The sequence below is a fragment of the Nonomuraea aurantiaca genome (assembly GCF_020215705.1).
Classification (GTDB): domain Bacteria; phylum Actinomycetota; class Actinomycetes; order Streptosporangiales; family Streptosporangiaceae; genus Nonomuraea; species Nonomuraea aurantiaca.
Genome location: NZ_JAIWNB010000004.1, coordinates 237976 through 257945 on the forward strand (window position 1 = coordinate 237976; position 19970 = coordinate 257945).

20 protein-coding genes are annotated in these 19970 nt (G+C 71.7%); 6 read left to right on the forward strand and 14 right to left on the reverse strand.

The window, feature by feature from the left end; all coding sequences use genetic code 11:
- Positions 1-133: 133 nt before the first annotated feature.
- A complete protein-coding gene (locus tag LDL49_RS12955) occupies positions 134-1243 on the reverse strand; it encodes a M24 family metallopeptidase (protein ID WP_225291249.1) in 1110 nt (369 codons plus the stop codon).
- A gap of 143 nt (positions 1244-1386) precedes the next feature.
- Between LDL49_RS12955 and LDL49_RS12960 the strand changes: the two genes are divergently transcribed.
- From LDL49_RS12960 to LDL49_RS12970, 3 genes are all read left to right on the forward strand, one after another.
- On the forward strand, positions 1387-2634 hold the full coding sequence (locus tag LDL49_RS12960) for a PP2C family protein-serine/threonine phosphatase (RefSeq protein WP_225291250.1): 1248 nt from the start codon (positions 1387-1389) through the stop codon (positions 2632-2634).
- Between the two features lie 68 nt (positions 2635-2702).
- Entirely contained in the window at positions 2703-3599 is an 897-nt protein-coding gene (locus LDL49_RS12965) for a 5'-3' exonuclease (protein WP_225291440.1), read from the forward strand.
- 83 nt (positions 3600-3682) lie between these two features.
- Entirely contained in the window at positions 3683-5101 is a 1419-nt protein-coding gene (locus LDL49_RS12970) for an RNB domain-containing ribonuclease (protein WP_225291251.1), read from the forward strand.
- Positions 5102-5165: 64 nt separating this feature from the next.
- On the opposite strand, the gene LDL49_RS12975 is transcribed toward LDL49_RS12970, so the two are convergent.
- Entirely contained in the window at positions 5166-5336 is a 171-nt protein-coding gene (locus LDL49_RS12975) for a hypothetical protein (RefSeq protein ID WP_225291252.1), read from the reverse strand.
- 273 nt (positions 5337-5609) lie between these two features.
- The gene (locus LDL49_RS12980) at positions 5610-8333 is read right to left on the reverse strand and encodes a DEAD/DEAH box helicase (protein ID WP_225291253.1); all 2724 of its coding nucleotides are present in this window, start codon (positions 8331-8333) and stop codon (positions 5610-5612) included.
- 507 nt (positions 8334-8840) lie between these two features.
- Between LDL49_RS12980 and LDL49_RS12985 the strand changes: the two genes are divergently transcribed.
- A complete protein-coding gene (locus tag LDL49_RS12985) occupies positions 8841-8984 on the forward strand; it encodes a hypothetical protein (RefSeq protein WP_225291254.1) in 144 nt (47 codons plus the stop codon).
- Between the two features lie 3 nt (positions 8985-8987).
- Here LDL49_RS12985 and LDL49_RS12990 read toward each other — a convergent pair whose 3' ends face one another.
- From LDL49_RS12990 to LDL49_RS13015, 6 genes are read right to left on the reverse strand one after another with little or no spacing between them, the layout of a single operon-like run.
- Positions 8988-9875 carry a diacylglycerol/lipid kinase family protein gene (locus tag LDL49_RS12990; RefSeq protein ID WP_225291255.1) on the reverse strand — a complete coding sequence of 296 codons (888 nt, stop codon included), beginning with the start codon at positions 9873-9875 and terminating at the stop codon, positions 8988-8990.
- A gap of 16 nt (positions 9876-9891) precedes the next feature.
- Positions 9892-10746, reverse strand: coding sequence for a twin-arginine translocase subunit TatC (gene tatC, locus LDL49_RS12995; protein WP_225291256.1), 855 nt, complete (start codon positions 10744-10746; stop codon positions 9892-9894).
- Between the two features lie 33 nt (positions 10747-10779).
- Positions 10780-11100, reverse strand: coding sequence for a Sec-independent protein translocase subunit TatA (tatA, locus tag LDL49_RS13000; protein ID WP_225291257.1), 321 nt, complete (start codon positions 11098-11100; stop codon positions 10780-10782).
- A gap of 28 nt (positions 11101-11128) precedes the next feature.
- Entirely contained in the window at positions 11129-11329 is a 201-nt protein-coding gene (locus LDL49_RS13005; protein WP_225291258.1) for a hypothetical protein, read from the reverse strand.
- Positions 11326-12291, reverse strand: coding sequence for a helix-turn-helix transcriptional regulator (locus LDL49_RS13010; RefSeq protein ID WP_225291259.1), 966 nt, complete (start codon positions 12289-12291; stop codon positions 11326-11328). Before LDL49_RS13010 ends, LDL49_RS13005 begins: the two co-directional genes overlap by 4 nt.
- Positions 12288-13238 carry a helix-turn-helix transcriptional regulator gene (locus LDL49_RS13015; protein WP_225291260.1) on the reverse strand — a complete coding sequence of 317 codons (951 nt, stop codon included), beginning with the start codon at positions 13236-13238 and terminating at the stop codon, positions 12288-12290. The genes LDL49_RS13010 and LDL49_RS13015 overlap by 4 nt, the downstream gene beginning before the upstream one ends.
- Before the next feature lie 96 nt (positions 13239-13334).
- Between LDL49_RS13015 and LDL49_RS13020 the strand changes: the two genes are divergently transcribed.
- Entirely contained in the window at positions 13335-14375 is a 1041-nt protein-coding gene (locus tag LDL49_RS13020) for a DUF3866 family protein (RefSeq protein WP_263655002.1), read from the forward strand.
- Here LDL49_RS13020 and LDL49_RS13025 read toward each other — a convergent pair.
- Positions 14321-14800, reverse strand: coding sequence for a DUF3291 domain-containing protein (locus LDL49_RS13025; RefSeq protein ID WP_225291262.1), 480 nt, complete (start codon positions 14798-14800; stop codon positions 14321-14323). The two genes, LDL49_RS13020 and LDL49_RS13025, sit on opposite strands and share 55 nt — an antisense overlap.
- 33 nt (positions 14801-14833) lie before the next feature.
- Positions 14834-15475 (reverse strand): helix-turn-helix transcriptional regulator, encoded by a 642-nt coding sequence (locus LDL49_RS13030; protein ID WP_225291263.1) that lies wholly within the window; start codon positions 15473-15475, stop codon positions 14834-14836.
- 104 nt (positions 15476-15579) lie between these two features.
- On the opposite strand from LDL49_RS13030, the gene LDL49_RS13035 reads away from it, so the two are divergent.
- Positions 15580-16362 carry a GNAT family N-acetyltransferase gene (locus LDL49_RS13035; RefSeq protein WP_225291264.1) on the forward strand — a complete coding sequence of 261 codons (783 nt, stop codon included), beginning with the start codon at positions 15580-15582 and terminating at the stop codon, positions 16360-16362.
- Between the two features lie 76 nt (positions 16363-16438).
- Here the strand turns inward: LDL49_RS13035 and LDL49_RS13040 are convergent, their stop codons facing one another.
- The 3 genes from LDL49_RS13040 to pafA all read right to left on the reverse strand — a co-directional run bounded on the left by LDL49_RS13040 (position 16439) and on the right by pafA (position 19789).
- A complete protein-coding gene (locus tag LDL49_RS13040) occupies positions 16439-17335 on the reverse strand; it encodes an FKBP-type peptidyl-prolyl cis-trans isomerase (RefSeq protein ID WP_225291265.1) in 897 nt (298 codons plus the stop codon).
- A gap of 79 nt (positions 17336-17414) precedes the next feature.
- Entirely contained in the window at positions 17415-18356 is a 942-nt protein-coding gene (locus LDL49_RS13045; RefSeq protein WP_225291266.1) for an FKBP-type peptidyl-prolyl cis-trans isomerase, read from the reverse strand.
- A 74-nt stretch (positions 18357-18430) separates the two neighbouring features.
- Positions 18431-19789, reverse strand: a complete 1359-nt coding sequence (gene pafA / locus LDL49_RS13050; protein WP_225291267.1) for a Pup--protein ligase — start codon at positions 19787-19789, stop codon at positions 18431-18433.
- Positions 19790-19970: the final 181 nt, after the last annotated feature.

Here is a 19970-nt window from a genome sequence, read left to right on the forward strand (position 1 = left end):
CCATCCCGTGACCGGCAGGGTCACCTCGGCCGAGGGCACGCCGATTACCTTCGGTCGTCCGGTCATCGCGGCCTTGAACGCCCGCCGGACTCCGGCCTGGTCACGAGTCCGGCGAGCAGACGTCAGGGGAGCGTCAGACGATCACCAGTTCGCGGGAGGTGACGTTCAGCCGCTCGCCGCCGGTCTCGGTGCACACCACGATGTCCTCGATGCGCGCCCCATGCCGGTCAGGCAGGTAGATCCCCGGCTCGACGGAGAAGGCGAAGCCCGGCTCCATCGGCTCGGCGTTACCGGAGACGATGTACGGCTCCTCGTGCGTCTCCACGCCGATCCCGTGCCCGGTGCGGTGGATGAAGTAGTCGCCGTAACCCGCCTCGGCGATCAGGTCGCGGGCCGCCGCGTCGATCGACTCGCACGGCACGCCCGGCCGTACGGCGGCGCAGGCGGCGTCCTGGGCGCGGCGCAGCACCTCGTAGTACTCGGCGAAGTCGGCCGGCGGGGCGCCGACGGAGTACGTACGGGTGGAGTCGGAGCAGTAGCCGCTGTGGAACTGCCCGCCGATGTCGACCACGACCGGCTCGCCCGCCTGGATGACCCGGTCCGACACCTCGTGGTGCGGGCTGGCGCCGTTGGGACCCGAGGCGACGATGACGAAGTCGACCGTCTCGTGCCCGGCGGCCAGGATCGCCTCGGCGATGTCCCGGCCGACCTCGCGCTCGGTGCGCCCGGCCCGCAGGAACTCCGGCACCCGCCGGTGCACCGAGTCGATCGCCTCCCCCGCCTCGCGCAGCGCCGCCACCTCGGCCGGGGACTTGTGCATCCGCAGCTCGCGCAGCACGCTCCCGGCCAGCGTCTGCTCGGTCTCCGGCATGGCCTCGCGGAAACGCAGCGACGCCATCGCCCACATCCGGTCGGCCAGCCCCACCTTGGCCACCCGGCCGAGCCGCGCGGCGGCGATGCGGTAGGGGTCGTCGGTCTCGTCCCAGGCCACGAAGTCCAGGCCGAGCCGTGAGGCGGGCGAGGCCTGCGCGGCGGGCAGCTCGAGCCGGGGCACCATCATGTAGGGCTCGCCGGCGGCGGGAACCACCAGGCAGGTCAGCCGTTCGAGCGGCTTGGCGTCGTAGCCGCTCACATAGCGCAGGTCGGGGCCAGGGGTGAGCAAAAGGGCGTCGAGGCCGGACTTCGCGGTGGCCTCCTGGACGGCGGCCAGCCGGGACACGGGATACAAGTCTGAGGACGTCACAGGCACAATCTACTCGGACCGCTCCTCCTAAAATCCGCGAAAAGCTCTCACAACGCGGCAAGCCATGGCTACACTCCGCCCATGGACGATCACGTACTGTGGTGTCAATTGTCCCCTTCCACCCGCGTTCGAGAGAGAGGCTCATGGTCGACGTCTGGGGTAGCCACCAGCGCCGCCCGATGAGTGCGGCCGATCTGGTCGAGCGCCTCGCGGAGCCGCCCGCGGCCGAGCGCGACGCCGAGATGCTCGCCGTACGCCTGGCGCACGCCGAACGCCTCGGCAACATGGGCTGGGCCGAATGGAACCTCCACACCGGGACGGCCACCTGGTCCGACCACGTCTACCTGATCTTCGGTCGGGACCCGGAGGACGGCCCGATCCGCCTGCCCGACCTGGCTGCGCACGTCGAGCCCGGCGACCTGGGCGCGCTCGACCAGCTCCTGTGGAGCGTCGTGCAGGGCGTGGAGCCGGTGCAGGCCGAGTTCCGCATCCGGCGGAGCGGCGAGCTGCGCAACGTACGCGTCGTGCTGGAGCCGCTGATGGCGCCCGGCGGCCCGCAGGGCGTGCACGGCGTGGTCCAGGACATCACCGGCCGCCGCCGCGCCGAGCGCATCATGTCGGAGTCGCGCCGCCAGTTGCTGGAGGCCCGCGAGAAGGCGGCCGAGGAGCGCCACGTGATGCTGGCGCTACGCGAGGCCATCCTGCCCGAGCCGGTCGGCTGCCTCGACCTGCCGTGCACCCGGATCGCGGTCCGCTACGTACCGGCCGAGAAGACCTCGAACCTGGGCGGCGACTGGTTCGAGGCCGCGGCGCTGCCCGACGGCCGGGTGCTGCTGGCGATCGGCGACGTCTCGGGCCACGGCCTGCCCGCCATCGCGCACATGGCGCAGCTGCGCCATGCCCTCATCGGCCTGACGATGACCGGCGAGCCGCCGAACCGGCTGCTGGCCTGGCTGAACGAGCTGGTCATGCACCGGCTGCACGAGACCACGGCGACCGCGGTGATCGGCCACCTCGACACCGCGAGCCGCGTCTTCACCTGGAGCCAGGCGGGCAACCTGGCACCGATCCTGGTCCGCGACGGCGTGGCGGGCCCGCTGGGCCAGCCGAAGGGCGTCCTGCTCGGCGCCACCGACCAGCCGTACGGCCTGGCCACCACACGGCTGCGCGACGGGGACGTGCTGCTGCTGTTCACGGACGGGCTGGTGGAGCGGCGCACCCGCGACATCGACGAGGGCCTGGCGCTGGCCACGGCGGCCGCCGGCGAGCTGCCGGGCCGCGACCTGGACGCCGGGCTGGACCGGCTGCTGGCCGACATCGGCGGCCCCAACCCGGAGGACGACGCCTGCCTCCTCGCGGTGGGACTGGGCGGAGGGCTGGGCGAGAGCTGAGCGGGGCGGGGAGTCCGGGCCGGGAGTGGGCGACCGACCTGCGGGAGTGCGACCATAGGCGGGTGCTGATGCTTCTCGACACCCCGTCGCTGTACTTCCGCGCCTTCTACGGCATCCCGGAGTCGATCACCGCGCCCGACGGCTCGCCGGTGAACGCGGTGCGCGGCCTCATCGACATGATCGCCACCCTGGTGCGCCACCACTCCCCCACCGAGCTGGTCGCCACGATGGACGCCGACTGGCGCCCCGCCTTCCGGGTGGCCGCCATCCCGACGTACAAGGCGCACCGGGTCGCCCACGGCGACGTCGAGGAGGTGCCCGCCGCGCTGGTGCCGCAGATCGCGGTCATCGAGCAGGTGCTCGACGCGCTCGGCATCGCCCGGCTGGAGGCGCCCGGCTACGAGGCCGACGACGTGATCGGCACGCTGACCCACCGCGCCGGCGGGGCGGTCGACATCGTGACGGGCGACCGCGACCTGTTCCAGCTGGTCGACGACGCCCGTCCGGTGCGCGTCCTCTACACCGTGCGGGGCATCCGCAACCTGCAGACGGTCGACGAGGCGTTCGTGACGGACAAGTACGGCATTCCCGGCCGTACCTATGCCGACTTCGCGACCCTGCGCGGCGACCCCAGCGACGGCCTGCCGGGTGTGGCGGGCGTCGGCGAGAAGACGGCGGCCGCGCTCATCACCCGGTTCGGCTCGCTCGGCGCGCTGCTCGACGCCCTCGACGCGGGCGCCACGGACGGCTTCCCGGCGGGCAGCCGCACCAAGCTGGCCGCCGCCCGCGACTACCTGCGGGTCGCCCCCGCCGTGGTGGCGGTCGCCTCGGACGCGCCGCTGCCCGACACCGACCTGACGCTCCCGCAGAAGCCCCACGACCCCGACTCCCTCGTACGGCTAGCCGACCAGTACGGCCTCGACACCCCCCTCAACCGCCTGCTGGAGGCACTCGGCAAGGCATGATCGCGCATCGAGCCCCCACGGCGACCCGCCTGGCATGACGCACATGGAGCGGGCCGAGGAGCTTGTGACGATAGGTTGCCCTTGTGACGAACATCCGGGTACCCAGCGACGTCCCCGCCCGCCTCGACGACGGGTTCGAGCGGATCAGGCGGGAGCAGCGGCTGCCCGGCGAGTTCCCGAGAGCCGTGCTGGACGAGGCCGACTGGGTGGCGTCGGTGCCCAGGTTCGGCGGCAAGGACATGACGGAGCTGCCGTTCGTCACCATCGACCCGCTCGGCTCGATGGACCTCGACCAGGCCGTCCACCTGGAGCGGCTGCGCGGCGGCTACCGCGTCTGGTACGCGATCGCCGACGTCGGCGCGTTCGTGCGGCCGGGCGGCGCGATCGACGCCGAAGCGCGCACCCGGGGCGAGACCGTCTACCTGCCCGCAAGCAAGGTGCCGCTGCACCCGAAGGTGCTGTCGGAGGACGCGGCCAGCCTGCTGCCGGGCGTGACCCGCCCGGCCGCGGTGTGGCGGATCGACCTGGACGCGGAGGGCCGCACGGTCGGCGCCGACGTACAGCGGGCCCTGGTACGCAGCCGCGAGCGCCTCGACTACGCCTACGTGCAGGCGGCGATCGACACCGACACCGCGGGCGGCACGCTCGGTCTGCTGGCCGAGATCGGCAGGCTGCGGCTGGAGCTCGAACGCGAGCGCGGCGGTGTCACCCTGCCCACCCCGGAGCAGGAGGTGGTGCCGGACGGCGACGGCTACCGGCTCGAATACCGGCTGCCGCTGCCCGCCGAGGCGTGGAACGCGCAGATCTCCCTGCTCACCGGCATGGCGGCGGCCTCGATGATGCTCGACGCGGAGATCGGCGTGCTGCGCGTGCTGCCGGCGCCGCGCTCCGGCGACCTGGACAAGGTACGCCGGGTGGCCGACGCCCTGGGCGTCCCGTGGCCCGGCGGCGCCTCCTACGGCGACGTGGTCCACGACCTGGATCCGAAGAACCCGCAGCAGGCGGCGTTCCTGCACGAGTCGAGGGTGCTGCTGCGCGGCGCCGGCTACGTGGCCTTCAACGGGGAGCCGCCGAAGCTGGCCGAGCACGCCGCGGTGGCCGCGCCGTACGCGCACGTCACGGCGCCGCTGCGGCGCCTGGTCGACCGCTACGCGACGGAGGTCTGCCTGGCGATCGCCGCGGGCGAGCCGGTGCCGCAGGACGTGTCGGAGGCGCTGGCGGGCCTGCCGGACATCATGTCCGGGACCGGCCGCCGCGCGGGCGCCGTGGAGCGCGCCTGCGTGGACCTGGTGGAGGCGTTCCTGCTGCGCGACCGCGTCGGCCAGGCGTTCGACGCGATGGTGATCGACGTCGACGAGCGCCGCGAGGGCGGCCAGGTCCAGATCGCCGACCCGGCGGTGATCGCCCGCTGCGACGGCCCGCTCCCCCTGGGCGAGCAGGTCTCGGTACGCCTGACCCAGGCCGACCCGGCCACCCGCGAGGTCCGCTTCGCGTTGGCGTAACTGAGCAATGCCCCTGACGTGACGGAGTCGCGCACGGGAGACCCCGCACGCGGCTCCTTGAGATCTACCGCCTGAGGGGCTTCCAGGTCGCCCCCAGCCCCATCAGGTGCAGCGCGACGCAGAGCAGTCCGGCGGTGGTGAGGGTGGTGGCCGTGAGCACGCCGCCCACGGCCAGGTTGGCGATCTCGAAGATCAGCGCGAGCACGAACAGCACTGCGGCGATGAGAGCGAACATGGCGACCTCCGGCTTGTCAAAACCCGCTTCGACCTGGGCATTTCCACGTCGAATCACCCGGAAACTGACCACATGGTGACGTTGCGTATACAGCCCACTACATCACCTTGACCGGACGGTCAGTCGGCGGGAAGGCCACGGCCCGCAGGACGCACGTCACGGCGCCCGGCCCCGTGAACCGCAGGAGCGTGCCCCTGGACGGGGGCCCGCCCCGTATGGCGGGTGGAGCCCACCGTGCTCTGCCGTAACGGGGGAAAACAGAGCGGTGACAGATCAGGTCAGAGATGAATACGCGACAACCCCCCGGCGCATGGCGTCCATGGCTTTGGCGGCGGTCTGCTTGATCTTGCTCCCCTGAGGAGCGGCGTGCCCCAGCTGCCCGAGCAGGTCCATCAGCTGCTTCACCCAGCGCACGAAGTCGCCGGCCGCCAGCTCGTTGCCGTTGATGCCGTCCATGAGCACCGCGTCGAGGCTGTGCCCCTTGGTCCAGCGGAAGGCCGCCCACGCGAACCCCAGGTCGGGCTCGCGGATCGTGGACAGCCCGTGGTCGGACTCGATGCCCTCCAGCTCGCCCCACAGCCGCATCATGGCCGTCAGCGCGTCCTGCGCCCGCCCGGCGGGGATCTTGGGGCGGCGGGCGTCGTCGGCGTTGCGCGACTCGAAGACGAGTGCCGACACGCACGCCGCCAGCTCCGCCGGCTCCAGTTGCTCCCACAGCCCGCTGCGCAGGCACTCGGCGGTGAGCAGGTCGAGCTCGGTGTAGAGGCGGCCCAGGCGGCGGCCCTCGTCGGTGACGGCCTCGTCGTGCAGGTAGCCGAGCTGCTCCAGCACCGAGCAGATCCGGTCGAAGGTGCGGGAGATGACGTGCGAGCGGCCCTCGACGCGCCGCCGCAGCCCTTCGGTCTCGCGCTGCAGCTTGTGGTAGCGCTCGGCCCAGCGGGCGTGGTCCTCCCGCTCGTCGCAGCCGTGGCACGGGTGCCGGCGGATCCGCCGGCGCAGCTCGTTGATCTCGTCGTCCTCGACGGCGTGGTCACGGGCCCTGGTGGGCATGCCCAGGTCGCGGTCGCCGATCTTGGCCAGCAGCGTGGAGACGAGGTTGGCGCGCTCCTTCGGCGAGCGGCCGTTGAAGTTCTTGGGGATGCGCAGCTTCTCGATCGGCTCGACCGGGACGGGGAAGTCGGCCGGGTCGAGCTTCTTGACCTGCTTGCCGATCGTCAGGACCAGCGGGCTGGGGCCGGTGCCGCGCGGGTTGCGGCCCGGGTCGAGCACGATCGCCAGCCCGGCCCGGCGCCCGCCCGGCACGCGGATGACGTCGCCGGGCTGCAGCGCCTCCAGCGACTTGACGGCCGCGGCCCGGCGCGCGGCGCCGCGCTGCTTGGACAGCTCGGCCTCGCGGTCGGTCAGGCGGCGCCGCAGCGCCGCGTATTCGGGGAAGTCGCCCAGGTGGCAGGTCATCGCCTCCCGGTAGCCCTCCAGCGCCTCCTCGTGCTTGCGCAGCTGCTTGGCCAGCCCGACGACCGCCCGGTCGGCCTGGAACTGGGCGAAGGACTCCTCCAGCAGCGTGCGGGCGCGCTCGCGGCCGAACTGGCCGACCAGGTTGACGGCCATGTTGTACGAAGGCTGGAAGCTGGAGCGCAGCGGGTAGGTGCGGGTGCCCGCGAGCCCGGCGACCGACAGCGGATCCATGCCCGGCTGCCAGAGCACCACGGCGTGGCCTTCGACGTCGATGCCGCGCCGCCCGGCCCGGCCGGTGAGCTGGGTGTATTCGCCGGGGGTGAGGTCGGCGTGCGTCTCGCCGTTCCACTTGTCGAGCTTCTCGATGACCACGCTGCGGGCGGGCATGTTGATGCCGAGCGCCAGCGTCTCGGTGGCGAAGACCGCCTTGACCAGGCCGCGGGTGAACAGCTCCTCGACGACCTCCTTGAAGGCCGGCAGCATGCCCGCGTGGTGGGCGGCCAGGCCGCGCTCCAGGCAGTCGCGCCACTCCAGGTAGCCGAGCACGGACAGGTCCTCGTCGGGCAGGTGCGCGGTGCGCTCGTCGACGAGCTGCCGGATCTCGTGCCGCTCCCGCTCGTCGGTGAGCCGGATGCCGGCGTGCAGGCACTGCAGGACGGCCGCGTCGCAACCGGCGCGGGAGAAGATGAACGTGATCGCGGGCAGCAGCGCCTCGGAGTCGAGCTTCTCGATCACCTGGGCGCGGTCCGGCGGGCGGGAGCGCTGCGGCCGGCCGTAGCCGCGCCGGCCGCGCCCGGCGGTCAGCCGCTCGGTGTCGCGGGTCACCCGCATGAGCGTGGGGTTGATGCGCGGCGTCAGGTCGTCGCTCATGAACAGGTCGTAGATGCGGTTGCCGATCATCATGTGCTGCCACAGCGGCACCGGCCGGTGCTCGTCGACGATGACCGTGGTGTCGCCGCGTACCTCGCCCAGCCACTCGCCGAACTCCTCGGCGTTGCTGACCGTCGCCGACAGCGCCGCCAGCCGGACCGACTCGGGCAGGTGGATGATGACCTCTTCCCAGACCGCGCCGCGGAAGCGGTCGGCCAGGTAGTGGACCTCGTCCATGACCACGTAGCCCAGCCCGCCCAGGGTGGCCGAGCCGGCGTAGAGCATGTTGCGCAGCACCTCGGTCGTCATGACGACGATCGGGGCCTCGCCGTTGACGCTGTTGTCGCCGGTCAGCAGCCCGACCTTGGCCGTGCCGTAGCGCTTGACCAGGTCGTTGTACTTCTGGTTGGACAGCGCCTTGATCGGAGTGGTGTAGAAGCACTTGCGCCCCTGCTCCAGGGCCAGGTGGACGGCGAACTCGCCGACGACCGTCTTGCCGGACCCGGTGGGGGCGGCGACCAGCACCCCGTCGCCCGCCTCCAGAGCGCGGCAGCCGTCGACCTGGAAGTCGTCGAGCTCGAAGTCGTAGAGGCCCCGGAACGATCCGAGAGCGGCTCCGTCGTCCCCGTACTTCTCGCGGAAGGCCGCGTACCGCTCCGCTGGACTCGTCATACCCGTCACCCTACCGAAATCGCTATTCCGGTCCGTCCCGGCTAGCCCGCCAGATAGTCGCCCAGGCCCCCGCGCAGCAGGTCGAAACCGGCGTTGGCCGCGGCGACCGCGTCGGGGTATGCCTCCTCGGCGCTCTGCCCGAAGTAGATGCGCCGGGTGTTCTGCAGCTGAAGGGTCCGCAGCAGGGCGTAGAGCTGCCCGGCGGCGAACGGCGCGCGCGGGTCGCCGGGCCGTCGTCGAGCCCGGTCTCGGGGGCGTGGCGGGCCGGCCGCTCCAGGAACTCGCGGCGCGCCCCCTCGACCAGCGACTCACCCGGCCGCCGGTTGCTCACCAGCTGGGGGATGTCGCTGAAGCCCTCCGCCAGCACGTCGAGAACGGGTCGATCGTCCGCGAACTCGACCCCGTCCACGGTCTGGAGCGGTTGCCCTGGCTGGTCATCACCCCGCCCCGGCAGCGGGCCTCGGCGGGCGGCGCGGGTGGCCTCATCGCCGCCTGTACCTCATCCCGATGGCGATCGCCATGGTCGTGTCGGGCACGATCTCCGGTGTGCTCATCGGACGCGGTCGCGACACCAAGCCGTTCCTGATCGCGGGCATGGCCTGCGTGACGGCCGCGATGGTGCTGCTGAGCCCACGCGCCTTTACGTTGTAGATCTCAGGTGATGACCCGCAGCGCTCCCGGCTGGATCTCGCACGTGACAGGGCTCGGCCCGATCCGCTCCCCGTCGGCGTAGGCCACCACGTCGGGCGCCTCCAGCCGGACGCTCCGCACCCGCCTGACGGACACGGCCTGATGAGAGACGTGCGAGCCCCGGTAGACGCTCGGGAACACCCGGACGAACTCGGCCGTCGACACCGCCTCCAGGATCATCACGTCGAGCAGCCCGTCGTCGGGCCGGGCGTCGGGGCAGACCCGCATCCCGGCGCCGTAGGAGGAGGTGTTGCCCACCGCGACCAGCATGGCCTCCCGCTCGATCGGCTCACCGTCGTCGAAGGTGACGCGGAAGGGGATGGGCCGGAAGCGCCGCAACTCCTGCACGGTGGCCACCAGGTATCTGGCCATCCCCGGCGGCCAGGTGAGCCCGTTGGCCCGCTCGTTCACCCGGGAGTCGAACCCGCAGCACACCACCCCGGCGAACAGCTCGTCGGCCCGGCCCGCGCGGACGCGGGCGGCGTCGACCAGGCGGGAGCGGCCGCGCAGCACCGTACGGGCCGCCGCGATCGGGTCCTTGCGCGGCACGCCCAGGGCGGTGGCGATGTCGTTGCCGGTGCCCGCGGGGATGATGCCGAGCGGCACGTCCGTCCCGGCGACGGCCTGCACGGCCAGGTGGACCAGGCCGTCGCCGCCGAAGGCCACCAGGGCGTCGGGACGCTCGGCCACGGCGGCGCAGGCGCGCTCCAGCGCGTCGGCCGCGCTGTCACCGACGATCACCGACACCTCGGCGCCGCCGGCGCGCAGGCGCCGGGCCACGGGTCCGAGCAGGCGCACCGTCCGGCCGCCTCGGGCGGCGGGGTTGACGAGCAGGACGAGTTGAGGGGCCACGCCCGGAACTTATCGCCTATCGGTCCGCTTCGGAATCCTGTTCCAGCGGTGACGCCTCGTCGTCGGACAGATGGGAGAAGTCCTCGCCGGCGGGCAGTCGCCGCTCGCGTACGTACATGAACAACTCGGCCGCCGCGAACAGCACGATCATGGGTGCGGCCAGGGCCATCATCGCGAAGGGATCGCCACCCGGCGTGATCACGGCGCCGAACACGAACATGATGAAGATGACCATGCGCCGGTGCTTGGCCACCGTCGCGTGCGACAGCGCCCCGATGACGTTGAGGAACACCAGGAAGAGCGGCAGCTCGAAGGACACCCCGAAGATGGCGATCATGATCAGGACGTAGTCGAGATAGTCGTCGATCCCGATGGTGGCGACCGTGTCGTCGAGCGAGAAGCCCAGCAGGAAGCCCAGGCTGGTGTGCATGATGATGTAGGCCAGCACCGCGCCCAGGGCGAACAGCGGGATCGCCAGGAGCAGGAACACGACCGTGTAGCGCTTCTCGTTGCGATAGAGCGCGGGCGTGACGAACGCCCAGATCTGGTAGAGCCAGACCGGCGACGCCAGCACCAGGCCGATCATCGCCGACACCTTCAGCGTGATGAAGAACGACTGGAAGATGCCGCTGTAGACCAGGCTGCAGTGACCCTTGACGAGTTGCTGCGACTGGACGGTGTCACAGTAGGGGGCCTTGAGGATCGCCCAGACGGGGTCGAAGAAGATCCAGCCGATGACGATGCCGACGACCACCGCGATCGTCGCGATGAGCAGCCGGTTACGCAGCTCCCGCAGGTGATCCATGAGCGGCATGCGGCCCTCGGGATCGCGGGCCGAACCTTCTCCGCTCGACTTCTTGAGCAGCGCCATCTAGCAGTCCCAGGAGTGCGAGGAGGGGCAGGGTCAGGCTTTCTTGTCGGCGCTGGCGCGCAGCTTGGCGGCCTGCTCCTCCAACTGGCGAGCCTGCTCCTCCACCGACAGCGCGGGCGCGGCCTGGAGGGGCTGCGGAGGCGCGGGCTGCGGCTGGGCGGGCGTCTGCGTCGACGTCTCGACCGTGGCCGGCCTGTCGTCGTAGTCGTCTTCGCGCAGCTTGGCCGTCTCCGACTTGAAGATGCGCATCGACCTGCCGAGGCCCCTGGCCATCTCCGGCAGCTTCTTGGCACCGAACAGCAGGACGAGCACGCCGGCAATGATCAGAAGCTCAGTGGGTCCGAGGTTTCCCATGAAACGTCCTTTTTGAGCGAGTGCTGTTTCAGCCACGATCGTACGCTGCCGGAGGGTCGGTCTCATCCCTCCGGTGCCTCAATCTGGTCTGCCGCGGCTCGAGCTGGGCCCGCGCCTCGGCTACTTCACTGCTCAGACTACGCGCGGCGGAGAGGAGTCGTACACCCGCGACCGCCAGCGCGGCCAGCCCGGCGACGCCGAGCCCGGCCGCCACGAAGATCCAGGTCATGTCCGGTGAGCGTAGCGGCTCAGGGCCCGCTCGGCCTCCTGCCGCACCCGCTCGGCCATCGCGGGCGGCGAGAGCACCCTGCCGGTGTCGCCCAGGCGCAGCGCCAGCTTGAGCAGCCAGTCCTCGTCGCGGGCCCGCAGCGCCACCCGCAGCCGCCCCTCGCCCAGCTCGGTGACCTCCTCGCACGGGTAGTACTCGGCCACCCAGCGCCCGGCGGCGGTCACCTCCAGCTCGACCAGCTCGTCGGTGGGCGAGGGACGGAACACGCCCTGCGCCACGTCGATCGGCTCGGCCTCGGCGGGCGGGTCGGCGGCCACCTCGAGCACCTCGACGCCGAGCATCCGGTCCAGCCGGAACAGCCGCATCGCCTCGGCCCGGTAGCACCAGCACTCCAGGTAGGTGCGGCCGTCGACGACGACCAGCCGCATGGGGTCGACCTCGCGCGGCGTCACCTCGTCGCGGCCCGGCACGTAGTAGCGCAGCGACAGGCGGCGCCGCCTGGTCAGCCCCTCGCGCACGCGCAGCAGCGCGTCGGGGGTGGCGTCGACGTCGACCGCGACCTGGCTGCTGACGGCCGCCGCGCCCTCACCCGCGGCCCGCTCCAGCTTGGCGACCACCCGGGGCAGCGCGTCGCCGGGCACCTCGGCCAGCTCCGGCATGGCGGCGAGCATGCGCAGCGCGACCAGCAGCGCGCTGGCCTCGTCGATGCCCAGCCGCAGCGGCCGGGCGATGGTGTCGGCGTTGTCGATGAGGATCTCGCCGCCGTCCCACGACACGTCGATCAGGTCGCCGGGCGTGTGCCCCGGCAGCCCGCACATCCACACCAGCTGCAGGTCGTCGATGAGCTGCTTCTCGCTCAGCCCGAACACCCCGGCCACCTCGCCGAGCTGCGCGCCCGGGTGCGACATCAGGTACGGCACGAGCGCGAGCAGCCTCGGCAGCCGGTCGGCGGATCCACTCACGCCAGCGCTCCCTTCAGTCGGCGGATGACGGCCTCGCGGGCGTCGGGCGGCTCGACCACCTCGACGTCGGCGCCCAGGCTGGCCATCCAGCCGGCCAGCCGTTCGGGGTCGGTGAAGCCCAGCTCGACCTCGTCCCACCCGTCGGAGCCCACGCGCACCGCCGTGGACAGCTGCCGCAGCCCTTCGCAGGCGCCCTCACGTACACGGATGACGGCCGTGCGGCCCTCGACCGGCTCCTCGGGGAAGCCGACCATGGCCCGCAGGTCGACGCCGGGCGGCACCTCGACCGAGCCAGGGCGGCCGACGGTGGCGACCTGCCCGGTGATGCGGCTCAGCCGGAAGGCGCGCGGCGCGTCCCGGCCGCGGTCGAACCCGGCGAGGTACCAGCGGCCCCGGCGGCTGACCACGCCCCAGGGCTCGACCGTGCGGCTGCGCACGCTCTCGCTGCCGGCGCTGCGGTAGTCGAAGCGCACCAGGCGCCTGTCGCGCACCGCGTCCCACAGCGCCGGGAAGGCCGGGTCGCGGGTGTCGAGGCGCAGCTCCAGCGCCCCGGCGCCGATGGTCTCGTCGGTGGCCACGCCGCCCGCGCGCAGCTTGAGCAGCGCCCCGGAGGCGGCCTCGGCGAGGCTGGCGCGCTGCCACACCTGCGCGGCCAGGCCGAGCACGGCGGCCTCGTCGGCCTCCAGGGTGATCTCCGGCAGCTCGTAGGACTGGCGCTCGATGCGGTAGCCGGGCTCGTCCTCCCACGGGTCGCGCACCACGTCGATGGGGATGCCGATCTCGCGCAGCTCGTTCTTGTCGCGCTCGAACATCCGCTGGAACGCCTCGTCGCCGTCCCGGTCATAGCCGGGGACGGCCTGGCGGATCTGCTCGGCCGACAATGGGCGGCGGGTGGCGAGCAGGCAGATCACCAGGTTCAGCAATCGCTCGGTCTTGCGGCGCGACATCCTGCCTCACTCCTCCTTCAACGACGCTACCCTGCCCGAGTGATCAGATGGCGCAAGGGCGAGGTCGTGCGGATCCGGCGCGAGTGGCCGGGAGCCATGGAACTGGACGTCGCCGTCTCCGGAGGGGACCACCAGCCGGGCGTCGAACCCGGCGGGACGTACCGGGCACTGGCCTATCCGCTCCTGGTGGGCCGTCCGGAACCCGGCGACGAGGTCCTGCTCAACACGACGGCACTCGCGATGGGTCTCGGTACGGGAGGTTACGCCATGGTGGTGGCAGTCCCGAACCGTTTACCGGAAGATCCGCAGGGACCCGGGCACCTGGTGAAGGCCCGCTACACCCCGTTGCAGGCCACCGTGCTCGGCGCCGACGAGCAGGACTCGCCCTTCCACGAGGTTCTGCGCGAGGCCGACTCGGTCGACGGCATGCCGGTGGTGGTCGCCGACCTGCACTCGGCCCTGGCGCCGATCCTGTGCGGCCTGTACGAGGCGCGCCCCGGCGTGCGGGTCGCCTACGTGATGCAGGACGGCGGCGCGCTGCCCGCCTGGTTCTCGATGGCCTGCGCGACGTTGCGGGAGATCGGCTGGCTGGCCGGGGTGGTGACGGTGGGACAGGCGTTCGGCGGCGACGTCGAGGCGGTGACCGTCCACACCGGCCTGCTGGCCGCCAGGCACGTGCTGGAGGCCGACGTGGCGATCGTCACGCAGGGGCCCGGCAACCTCGGCACCGGCACGCGGTGGGGCTTCTCGGGCGTCTCGGCGGGTGAGGCGGTCAACGCCGCCGCGGTGCTGCGCGGCCGGCCGGTGGCGGCGCTGCGGGTGAGCGAGGGCGACCTGCGGGAGCGCCATCTCGGCGTCTCGCACCACTCGCTGACGGCCTACGGCCGCGTCGCGCTGGCGCCGGCGCGGGTGGCGGTGCCGCTGCTGCCCGGTGAGTTCGGGGAGCGGGTCAGGGACCAGGCCGAGCTGCTCGCCGTCCGGCACGAGCTGGTGCCCGTGCCGGTCGGCGGCCTGCACGAGGCGCTGCGCGGCTCGCCGGTCAGGCTCTCCACGATGGGCCGGCCCCTGGAGGAGGACCTGGCCTACTTCCTGGCCTCGGCCGCGGCGGGCAGGTGCGCGGCCGCGCTGCTGTCGTAGGAGTCCTTGTACGTGAACGCCTCAGGGCTGGGTCCCTCGGCCTTGAGGCGTTCGAGGCGTTCCATGCCCTCGGCGAGGCTCGGGATGTGGCCCTCCGGGATCCACCACATGACCATGTACGGCTCGGCCATCCGCAGGAACCACTCCCTGCGGCGGCGCAGCACGTCCAGATGGGCGCTGCGGTAGACGTAGTTCCACAGCGAGTCGAGCGACTCCCACACCGAGAAGTTGAGCAGCAGGTGGTCGCCGTACTCGTGTGTGAGGGTCGCGGTCGGATCCTCCTCGCTCTCCTTCATCCGCCACACGAATCCGGGATAACCGTCGGCGAGGGTGTTGATGGGCTCCAGCGCGGCGACGAACTCGGCGAGCTCGGGGCTGTCGATCGGGGCGCGCATGTGGGCGATGTTGAGCTCGGCTAGATGCATGACGCTCAGCACACCACCCTTCGTTCTTCTATGTCAATCTTGTTTTGTTTTAGAAAGTGCTACGCAGCACTCGCCCGGCCGCGGATCCAACCGGGCCCGTCCGGGATCGTCGCCGAGCCCTTCGAGCACCCCCTGGCACAGGGCCAGGTTCATGGAGCACACCAGCAGCGGCTGCTCATGGCTCAGCACGTGGAAGGGGCAGTTGCGCATCCGCAGCGTGCCGCCGTCGGCGTAGGGCTCGTAACCGCGCTCGCGCAGCACCGCCTCGACGGGCTCGCTCCGCCCCCGGCCCAGCCGCTCCCCCGCCGCGCGCGCCGCCTTCTCGGCCGCCTCCTCGGCGCCGAGGGAGTCGACGACCTCGGCCAGCACCGAGGCCAGCGCCACGTAGTCACGCGGCGGCAGGCTCACCGACCGCTCCCCCGCGGCCCTGCGGTAGACCTTCGCGGGCCGCCCGCTGCCCGGCCCCTTCTTCTCCTGCTGCCTGAAGGCGCTCTCCAGCAGCCCTGCGTCGACGAGCTTGTCCAGGTGGTGCCCGGCCAGCGTCCTGGACACCCCGGTGATCTCGGCCGCCTCCCCCCGGCCCAGGTCGCCGCCGCTGGCCGCCACGGCCTCGTACAGGCTGCGCCGCACCGGATCGTGCAGCAGCGCCAGGGCCTCGAGGTCGTCATCGCTCACAGCGGGAGTCTAGGCGCCCCTCTCCACAGCAGGCCGCACCGCCATCTCCGCGGCAGGCCGCACCGCGCTCTCCACCGGAGGCCGCACCCCCTAGGCTTCTCCCCGTGAGCGAACCCTCCCCCCTTCTCGCCGCCTACGACCGCACCAGGTTGCGCATCCCCGAGCACCCCGCCGACGGGCTCAGGTACGAGATGGACGGCCCGCTGCTGCGCGTCACCGGCAGGTTCCGCGGCTTCGTCGAGGGCCCGCCCGTGCTCGGCGTCGAAGGCGCCCGGCTGGACGCGCTGATCGCCCGCCAGCGCGAGCACTTCGCGGCCCGCGGCGAGGCCGTCGAGTGGAAGACCCGCGCCCACGACCTGCCCGCCGATCTGCCGGATCGGCTCGTCCGCGCGGGTTTCGCGCCGGAGGAGCGGGAGACGGTGCTCGTCGGCGTCGCCAAGGAGATGCTGGACGCGCCGCCTCTGACCGCCGGCGTGACCATCCGGCAGGTCACCGCCGACGCCGACCTGCGGGCCATCGCCGCCATGGAGTCCGCCGTCTGGGGCGAGGACCGGAGCTGGCTGGGCGAGGACCTGATCCAGCGGGTCACCACCGATCCGGGCGGCATCGCCGTGCTGGTGGCCGAGGCGGACGGCCGGGTCGTCTCGGCCGCCTGGCTGGTGCACATGCCGGGCACCGGCTTCGCCGGGCTCTGGGGCGGCTCCACGCTGCCGGAGTGGCGTGGCCGCGGCATCTACCGCGCCCTGGTCGCCCGGCGCGCCCAGCTCGCCGTGGCGGCCGGGGTGGACCATCTCCAGGTGGACGCCTCCGACGACAGCCGGCCGATCCTGGGGCGCCTGGGCTTCCACACGGTGACCACGACCACGCCGTACGTCTGGACGCCCTGAGCGCCATCCCGTTCGGTCCGGCAGACCGCCAGGACCGTCACAGCCAGCCATCCAGGACGTAAACCGCCAGGACGTCTCAGTAGGCGGCCAGGACGTCCACCACGAAGACCAGCGTGTCGGTGGCGCGGATGCCGAAGGCGGGCTGGCCCGTGGGCCCGTAACCGTAGGCGGGCGGGACGATCATCAGCACGCGGCTGCCGACCGGAAGGCCCACCAACGCCCGGTCCCAGCCCTTGATCACGCTGCCGTCGCCGATCGTGAACGCCTTCGGCTGCCCGGTGCTCCAGGTGGCGTCGAAGATCCGCCGCTGCCCCCAGATGGCCCCCTCGTACTGGGTGACCAGCAACTGCCCCGCCCGCGTCCGGCGGCCCGTCCCCTTGACCAGCACCTTGGCGGCGAACCGGCGGGGCGGCGCGGTCGCCGGCACCGAGAGTCCCGGCCGGGCGCCGCCGGTCACCCGCACGCCCGCCAGCGAACCGCCCCGCCCCTTGACCGAGGCGTTCTTCGAGTGCGCGCCGAGGATGTCGATCACGTAGAACAGGTCGTCGCCCGAGCCGACCCCCTGCGGGGGATTCGCGCCGAAGCCGTCGGCCGGCGGGATGGCGGCGATCACCCTGCTGCCCACCCGGCGGCCCCGCAACGCCAGGTCCAGGCCGGGCATCAGCCGGCCGACCGGGAAGGCGGCAGGGGCGCCGCGGTTGAAGCTGGAGTCGACGAGCCGGTTCTCACCGCCGTCCCAGACGTGCGCGGTGTACTGGACGATCGCCACGTCGTCCTTGCCCAGCGGCGCGCCCTTGCCCTCGGCGAGCTGGTCCACCTGCAGCCCCGCCGCCGGCTTGCCGGCCGGGAAGACGATCGTGGGCTTGGCGCCGAACCGGCCGCCCACCTTCAGCTCCGGATCGCCCGTCTCGGTGCCGGTGCAGGCCGTCAGCAGGGCCAGCGGTAACAGCAGCACGGCGGTACGGCGGCGCATCGGACCCCTCCCGAGCGGGCGGCCCGGCGACGGTGTCGTCGCCGGGCCCGGAGATGCTACCGCGTTATCAGATCACCCGTCAGTAAGCCGACAGTACGTCCACCACGAACACCAGCGTGCTGTTGGCCGGGATGCCGTTCTGCTCCTGCTTGCCGTAACCGAGGTCCGGCGGGATGCTCATCACGACCCGGCTGCCGACCGGAACCCCGGCCAGGCCCTTCTGCCAGCCCTGGATCACGTTCGCGAGCGGGAACGAGGCCGGCTCCCCCTTGGTCCAGCTGGAGTCGAACACCTTGTCGGTGCCCCAGATCTTGCCCGTGTAGTGGGCGACCACGGTCTGGCCCTGCTTGACCTTCGCGCCGGTGCCCTGGATCACGGTCTTGACCACGAGCTCCTTGGACGGCTTGTCCTTGGTCTTGGTGGTCAGCTCGGGTGCCTTGTCACCGCCCGGGTTGACGACCTTGACGCCCTTGATGCTCTCACCGGTCTCCTTGCCGGTGGCCGCCTTCAGCGCCTCGGGCGGCGCCCCGACCACGTCCACGACGAACACCTTCGTCGGCTGCGGCACCTGGTTCGGCTGCGCCTGCTGAGCGGCGTCGGCGGCCAGCACGGCCAGCACCCGGCCGCCGTGCTTGACCTTGGCGAAGCCCTCCTGCAGCACCTGCGGCAGCTGCTGGTCGACCGCGATGGTCTCCGGCGCCTTGGAGTCGTAGGAGGAACCTTGGAAGGCGTTCTGCTTGCCGTCCCAGTTGTAGACGGTCAGGTTGACGATGATCTTGTCGCCGCTCTTCACCTGCGGGCCCGTGCCAGGGGTCAGCACCTCGTACGAGGACTTGGTGGCGGGCGAGCCGGCGGGGAAGGTCACCGTGGGCTTGGCACCCACATTGCCGGTGACCTGCACCTTGCCCGGAGCGCTGCTCGCGGTGGCGGCGGCTCCGTTGGCACCCGAGTCGGAGCCGCCGCACGCGGCGGCGAAGAAGATCAAAGGCACGGCGGCCAGAGCGGCCAGAGCGCGGCGCATGGATTTCCCTCGGAAAGACGTCAGATTCGCGTCACCCTATCCGACATCGAAGTAGGGCCGTGGTAAACCAGTCGCTACATTCCAGCGATGAGTTTGTCCACCCGCTCGTCGACGCTGCGGAACGGGTCCTTGCACAGCACCGTGCGCTGCGCCTGGTCGTTCAGCTTGAGATGCACCCAGTCGACGGTGAAGTCGCGCCGCTTCTCCTGCGCCTTCCGGATGAACTCGCCCCGCAACCGCGCCCTGGTCGTCTGCGGCGGCACCGACTTGGCCTCGAAGATCTTCAGGTCGGACGCCACCCGCTCCACCGAGCCGCGCTTCTGCAGCAGGTAGAACAGGCCGCGCTTGCGGTGCACGTCGTGGTAGGCCAGGTCGAGCTGCGCCACCCTCGGCGACGACAGCGGCAGGTCGTACTTCTTGCGGTAACGCTCGATGAGCTGGTATTTCGTCACCCAGTCGATCTCGCGCGCCACCAGGTCGAGGTTTCCGCTCTCGACCGCGTGCAGGGTCCGCTCCCACAGCTCCAGCACCCGGCGCGCGATCGGGTCGCCGCCCCGCCGGTCGACGAAGTCCTTGGCCTTCGACAGGTATTCCTGCTGGATCTCCAGGCTCGACGCCTCACGGCCGTTGGCCAGCCGCACCCGGCGCCGCCCGGTCATGTCGTGGGACACCTCGCGGATGGCCCTGATCGGGTTCTCCAGCGACAGGTCGCGCATCACCGTGCCCGCCTCGATCATGCGCAGCACCAGGTCGGTGGCGCCGACCTTGAGCAGCATGGTGGCCTCGCTCATGTTCGAGTCGCCGACGATGACATGCAGGCGGCGGAACCGCTCGGCGTCGGCGTGCGGCTCGTCCCGCGTGTTGATGATCGGCCTGGACCGGGTCGTCGCCGAGGAGACGCCCTCCCAGATGTGCTCGGCCCGCTGCGAGACGCAGTAGACCGCGCCGCGCGGCGTCTGCAGCACCTTGCCCGCGCCGCAGATGATCTGCCGGGTGACCAGGAACGGGATCAGCACGTCGGCCAGCCGGCCGAACTCGCCGTGCCTGCCGACCAGGTAGTTCTCGTGACAGCCGTAGGAGTTTCCCGCGGAGTCGGTGTTGTTCTTGAAGAGGTAGATGTCACCCGCGATGCCCTCTTCGCGCAGCCGCTTCTCGGCGTCGACGAGGAGTCCCTCGAGGATGCGCTCGCCGGCCTTGTCGTGGGTGACGAGTTCGATGACGTTGTCACACTCGGGTGTTGCGTATTCAGGATGGCTGCCCACGTCGAGGTACAGACGTGCGCCGTTGCGGAGGAAGACGTTGCTCGATCGGCCCCAGGACACGACCCGCCGGAACAGGTAGCGCGCGACCTCGTCGGGGGACAGCCTGCGCTGTCCCCTGAACGTGCAGGTCACGCCGTACTCGTTCTCCAGCCCGAAGATGCGACGATCCATCACCTCACACTATGCCCACGGATCGACAAGCGGGAGAGATCTTCCCCGTGTTTCCCTCGCGCGCTCTCATCCGTCTCGCGAGGCGGCCTCGCCGGATGGTCATCCCCCGGATGGCCATCCCCAGGTGAGCGGCCCCGCCCGGGCTCTCTTTCTCCGCTGGTACGCGGACACGGGGCCGAGC

Coding starts and splice junctions, on each gene's coding strand:
- LDL49_RS13015 (WP_225291260.1), bottom strand. CDS start 13,238: ATGTCGCGCCGCAAGACCGAGCGATTGCTGAACCTGGTGATCTGCCTG.
- pafA (WP_225291267.1), bottom strand. CDS start 19,789: ATGGATCGTCGCATCTTCGGGCTGGAGAACGAGTACGGCGTGACCTGC.
- LDL49_RS12985 (WP_225291254.1), top strand. CDS start 8,841: ATGGCGATCGCCATGGTCGTGTCGGGCACGATCTCCGGTGTGCTCATC.
- LDL49_RS13045 (WP_225291266.1), bottom strand. CDS start 18,356: ATGCGCCGCGCTCTGGCCGCTCTGGCCGCCGTGCCTTTGATCTTCTTC.
- LDL49_RS13025 (WP_225291262.1), bottom strand. CDS start 14,800: ATGCATCTAGCCGAGCTCAACATCGCCCACATGCGCGCCCCGATCGAC.
- tatA (WP_225291257.1), bottom strand. CDS start 11,100: ATGGGAAACCTCGGACCCACTGAGCTTCTGATCATTGCCGGCGTGCTC.
- tatC (WP_225291256.1), bottom strand. CDS start 10,746: ATGGCGCTGCTCAAGAAGTCGAGCGGAGAAGGTTCGGCCCGCGATCCC.
- LDL49_RS13005 (WP_225291258.1), bottom strand. CDS start 11,329: ATGACCTGGATCTTCGTGGCGGCCGGGCTCGGCGTCGCCGGGCTGGCC.
- LDL49_RS12960 (WP_225291250.1), top strand. CDS start 1,387: ATGGTCGACGTCTGGGGTAGCCACCAGCGCCGCCCGATGAGTGCGGCC.
- LDL49_RS12980 (WP_225291253.1), bottom strand. CDS start 8,333: ATGACGAGTCCAGCGGAGCGGTACGCGGCCTTCCGCGAGAAGTACGGG.
- LDL49_RS12975 (WP_225291252.1), bottom strand. CDS start 5,336: ATGTTCGCTCTCATCGCCGCAGTGCTGTTCGTGCTCGCGCTGATCTTC.
- LDL49_RS12965 (WP_225291440.1), top strand. CDS start 2,703: ATGCTTCTCGACACCCCGTCGCTGTACTTCCGCGCCTTCTACGGCATC.
- LDL49_RS13020 (WP_263655002.1), top strand. CDS start 13,335: ATGGAACTGGACGTCGCCGTCTCCGGAGGGGACCACCAGCCGGGCGTC.
- LDL49_RS13040 (WP_225291265.1), bottom strand. CDS start 17,335: ATGCGCCGCCGTACCGCCGTGCTGCTGTTACCGCTGGCCCTGCTGACG.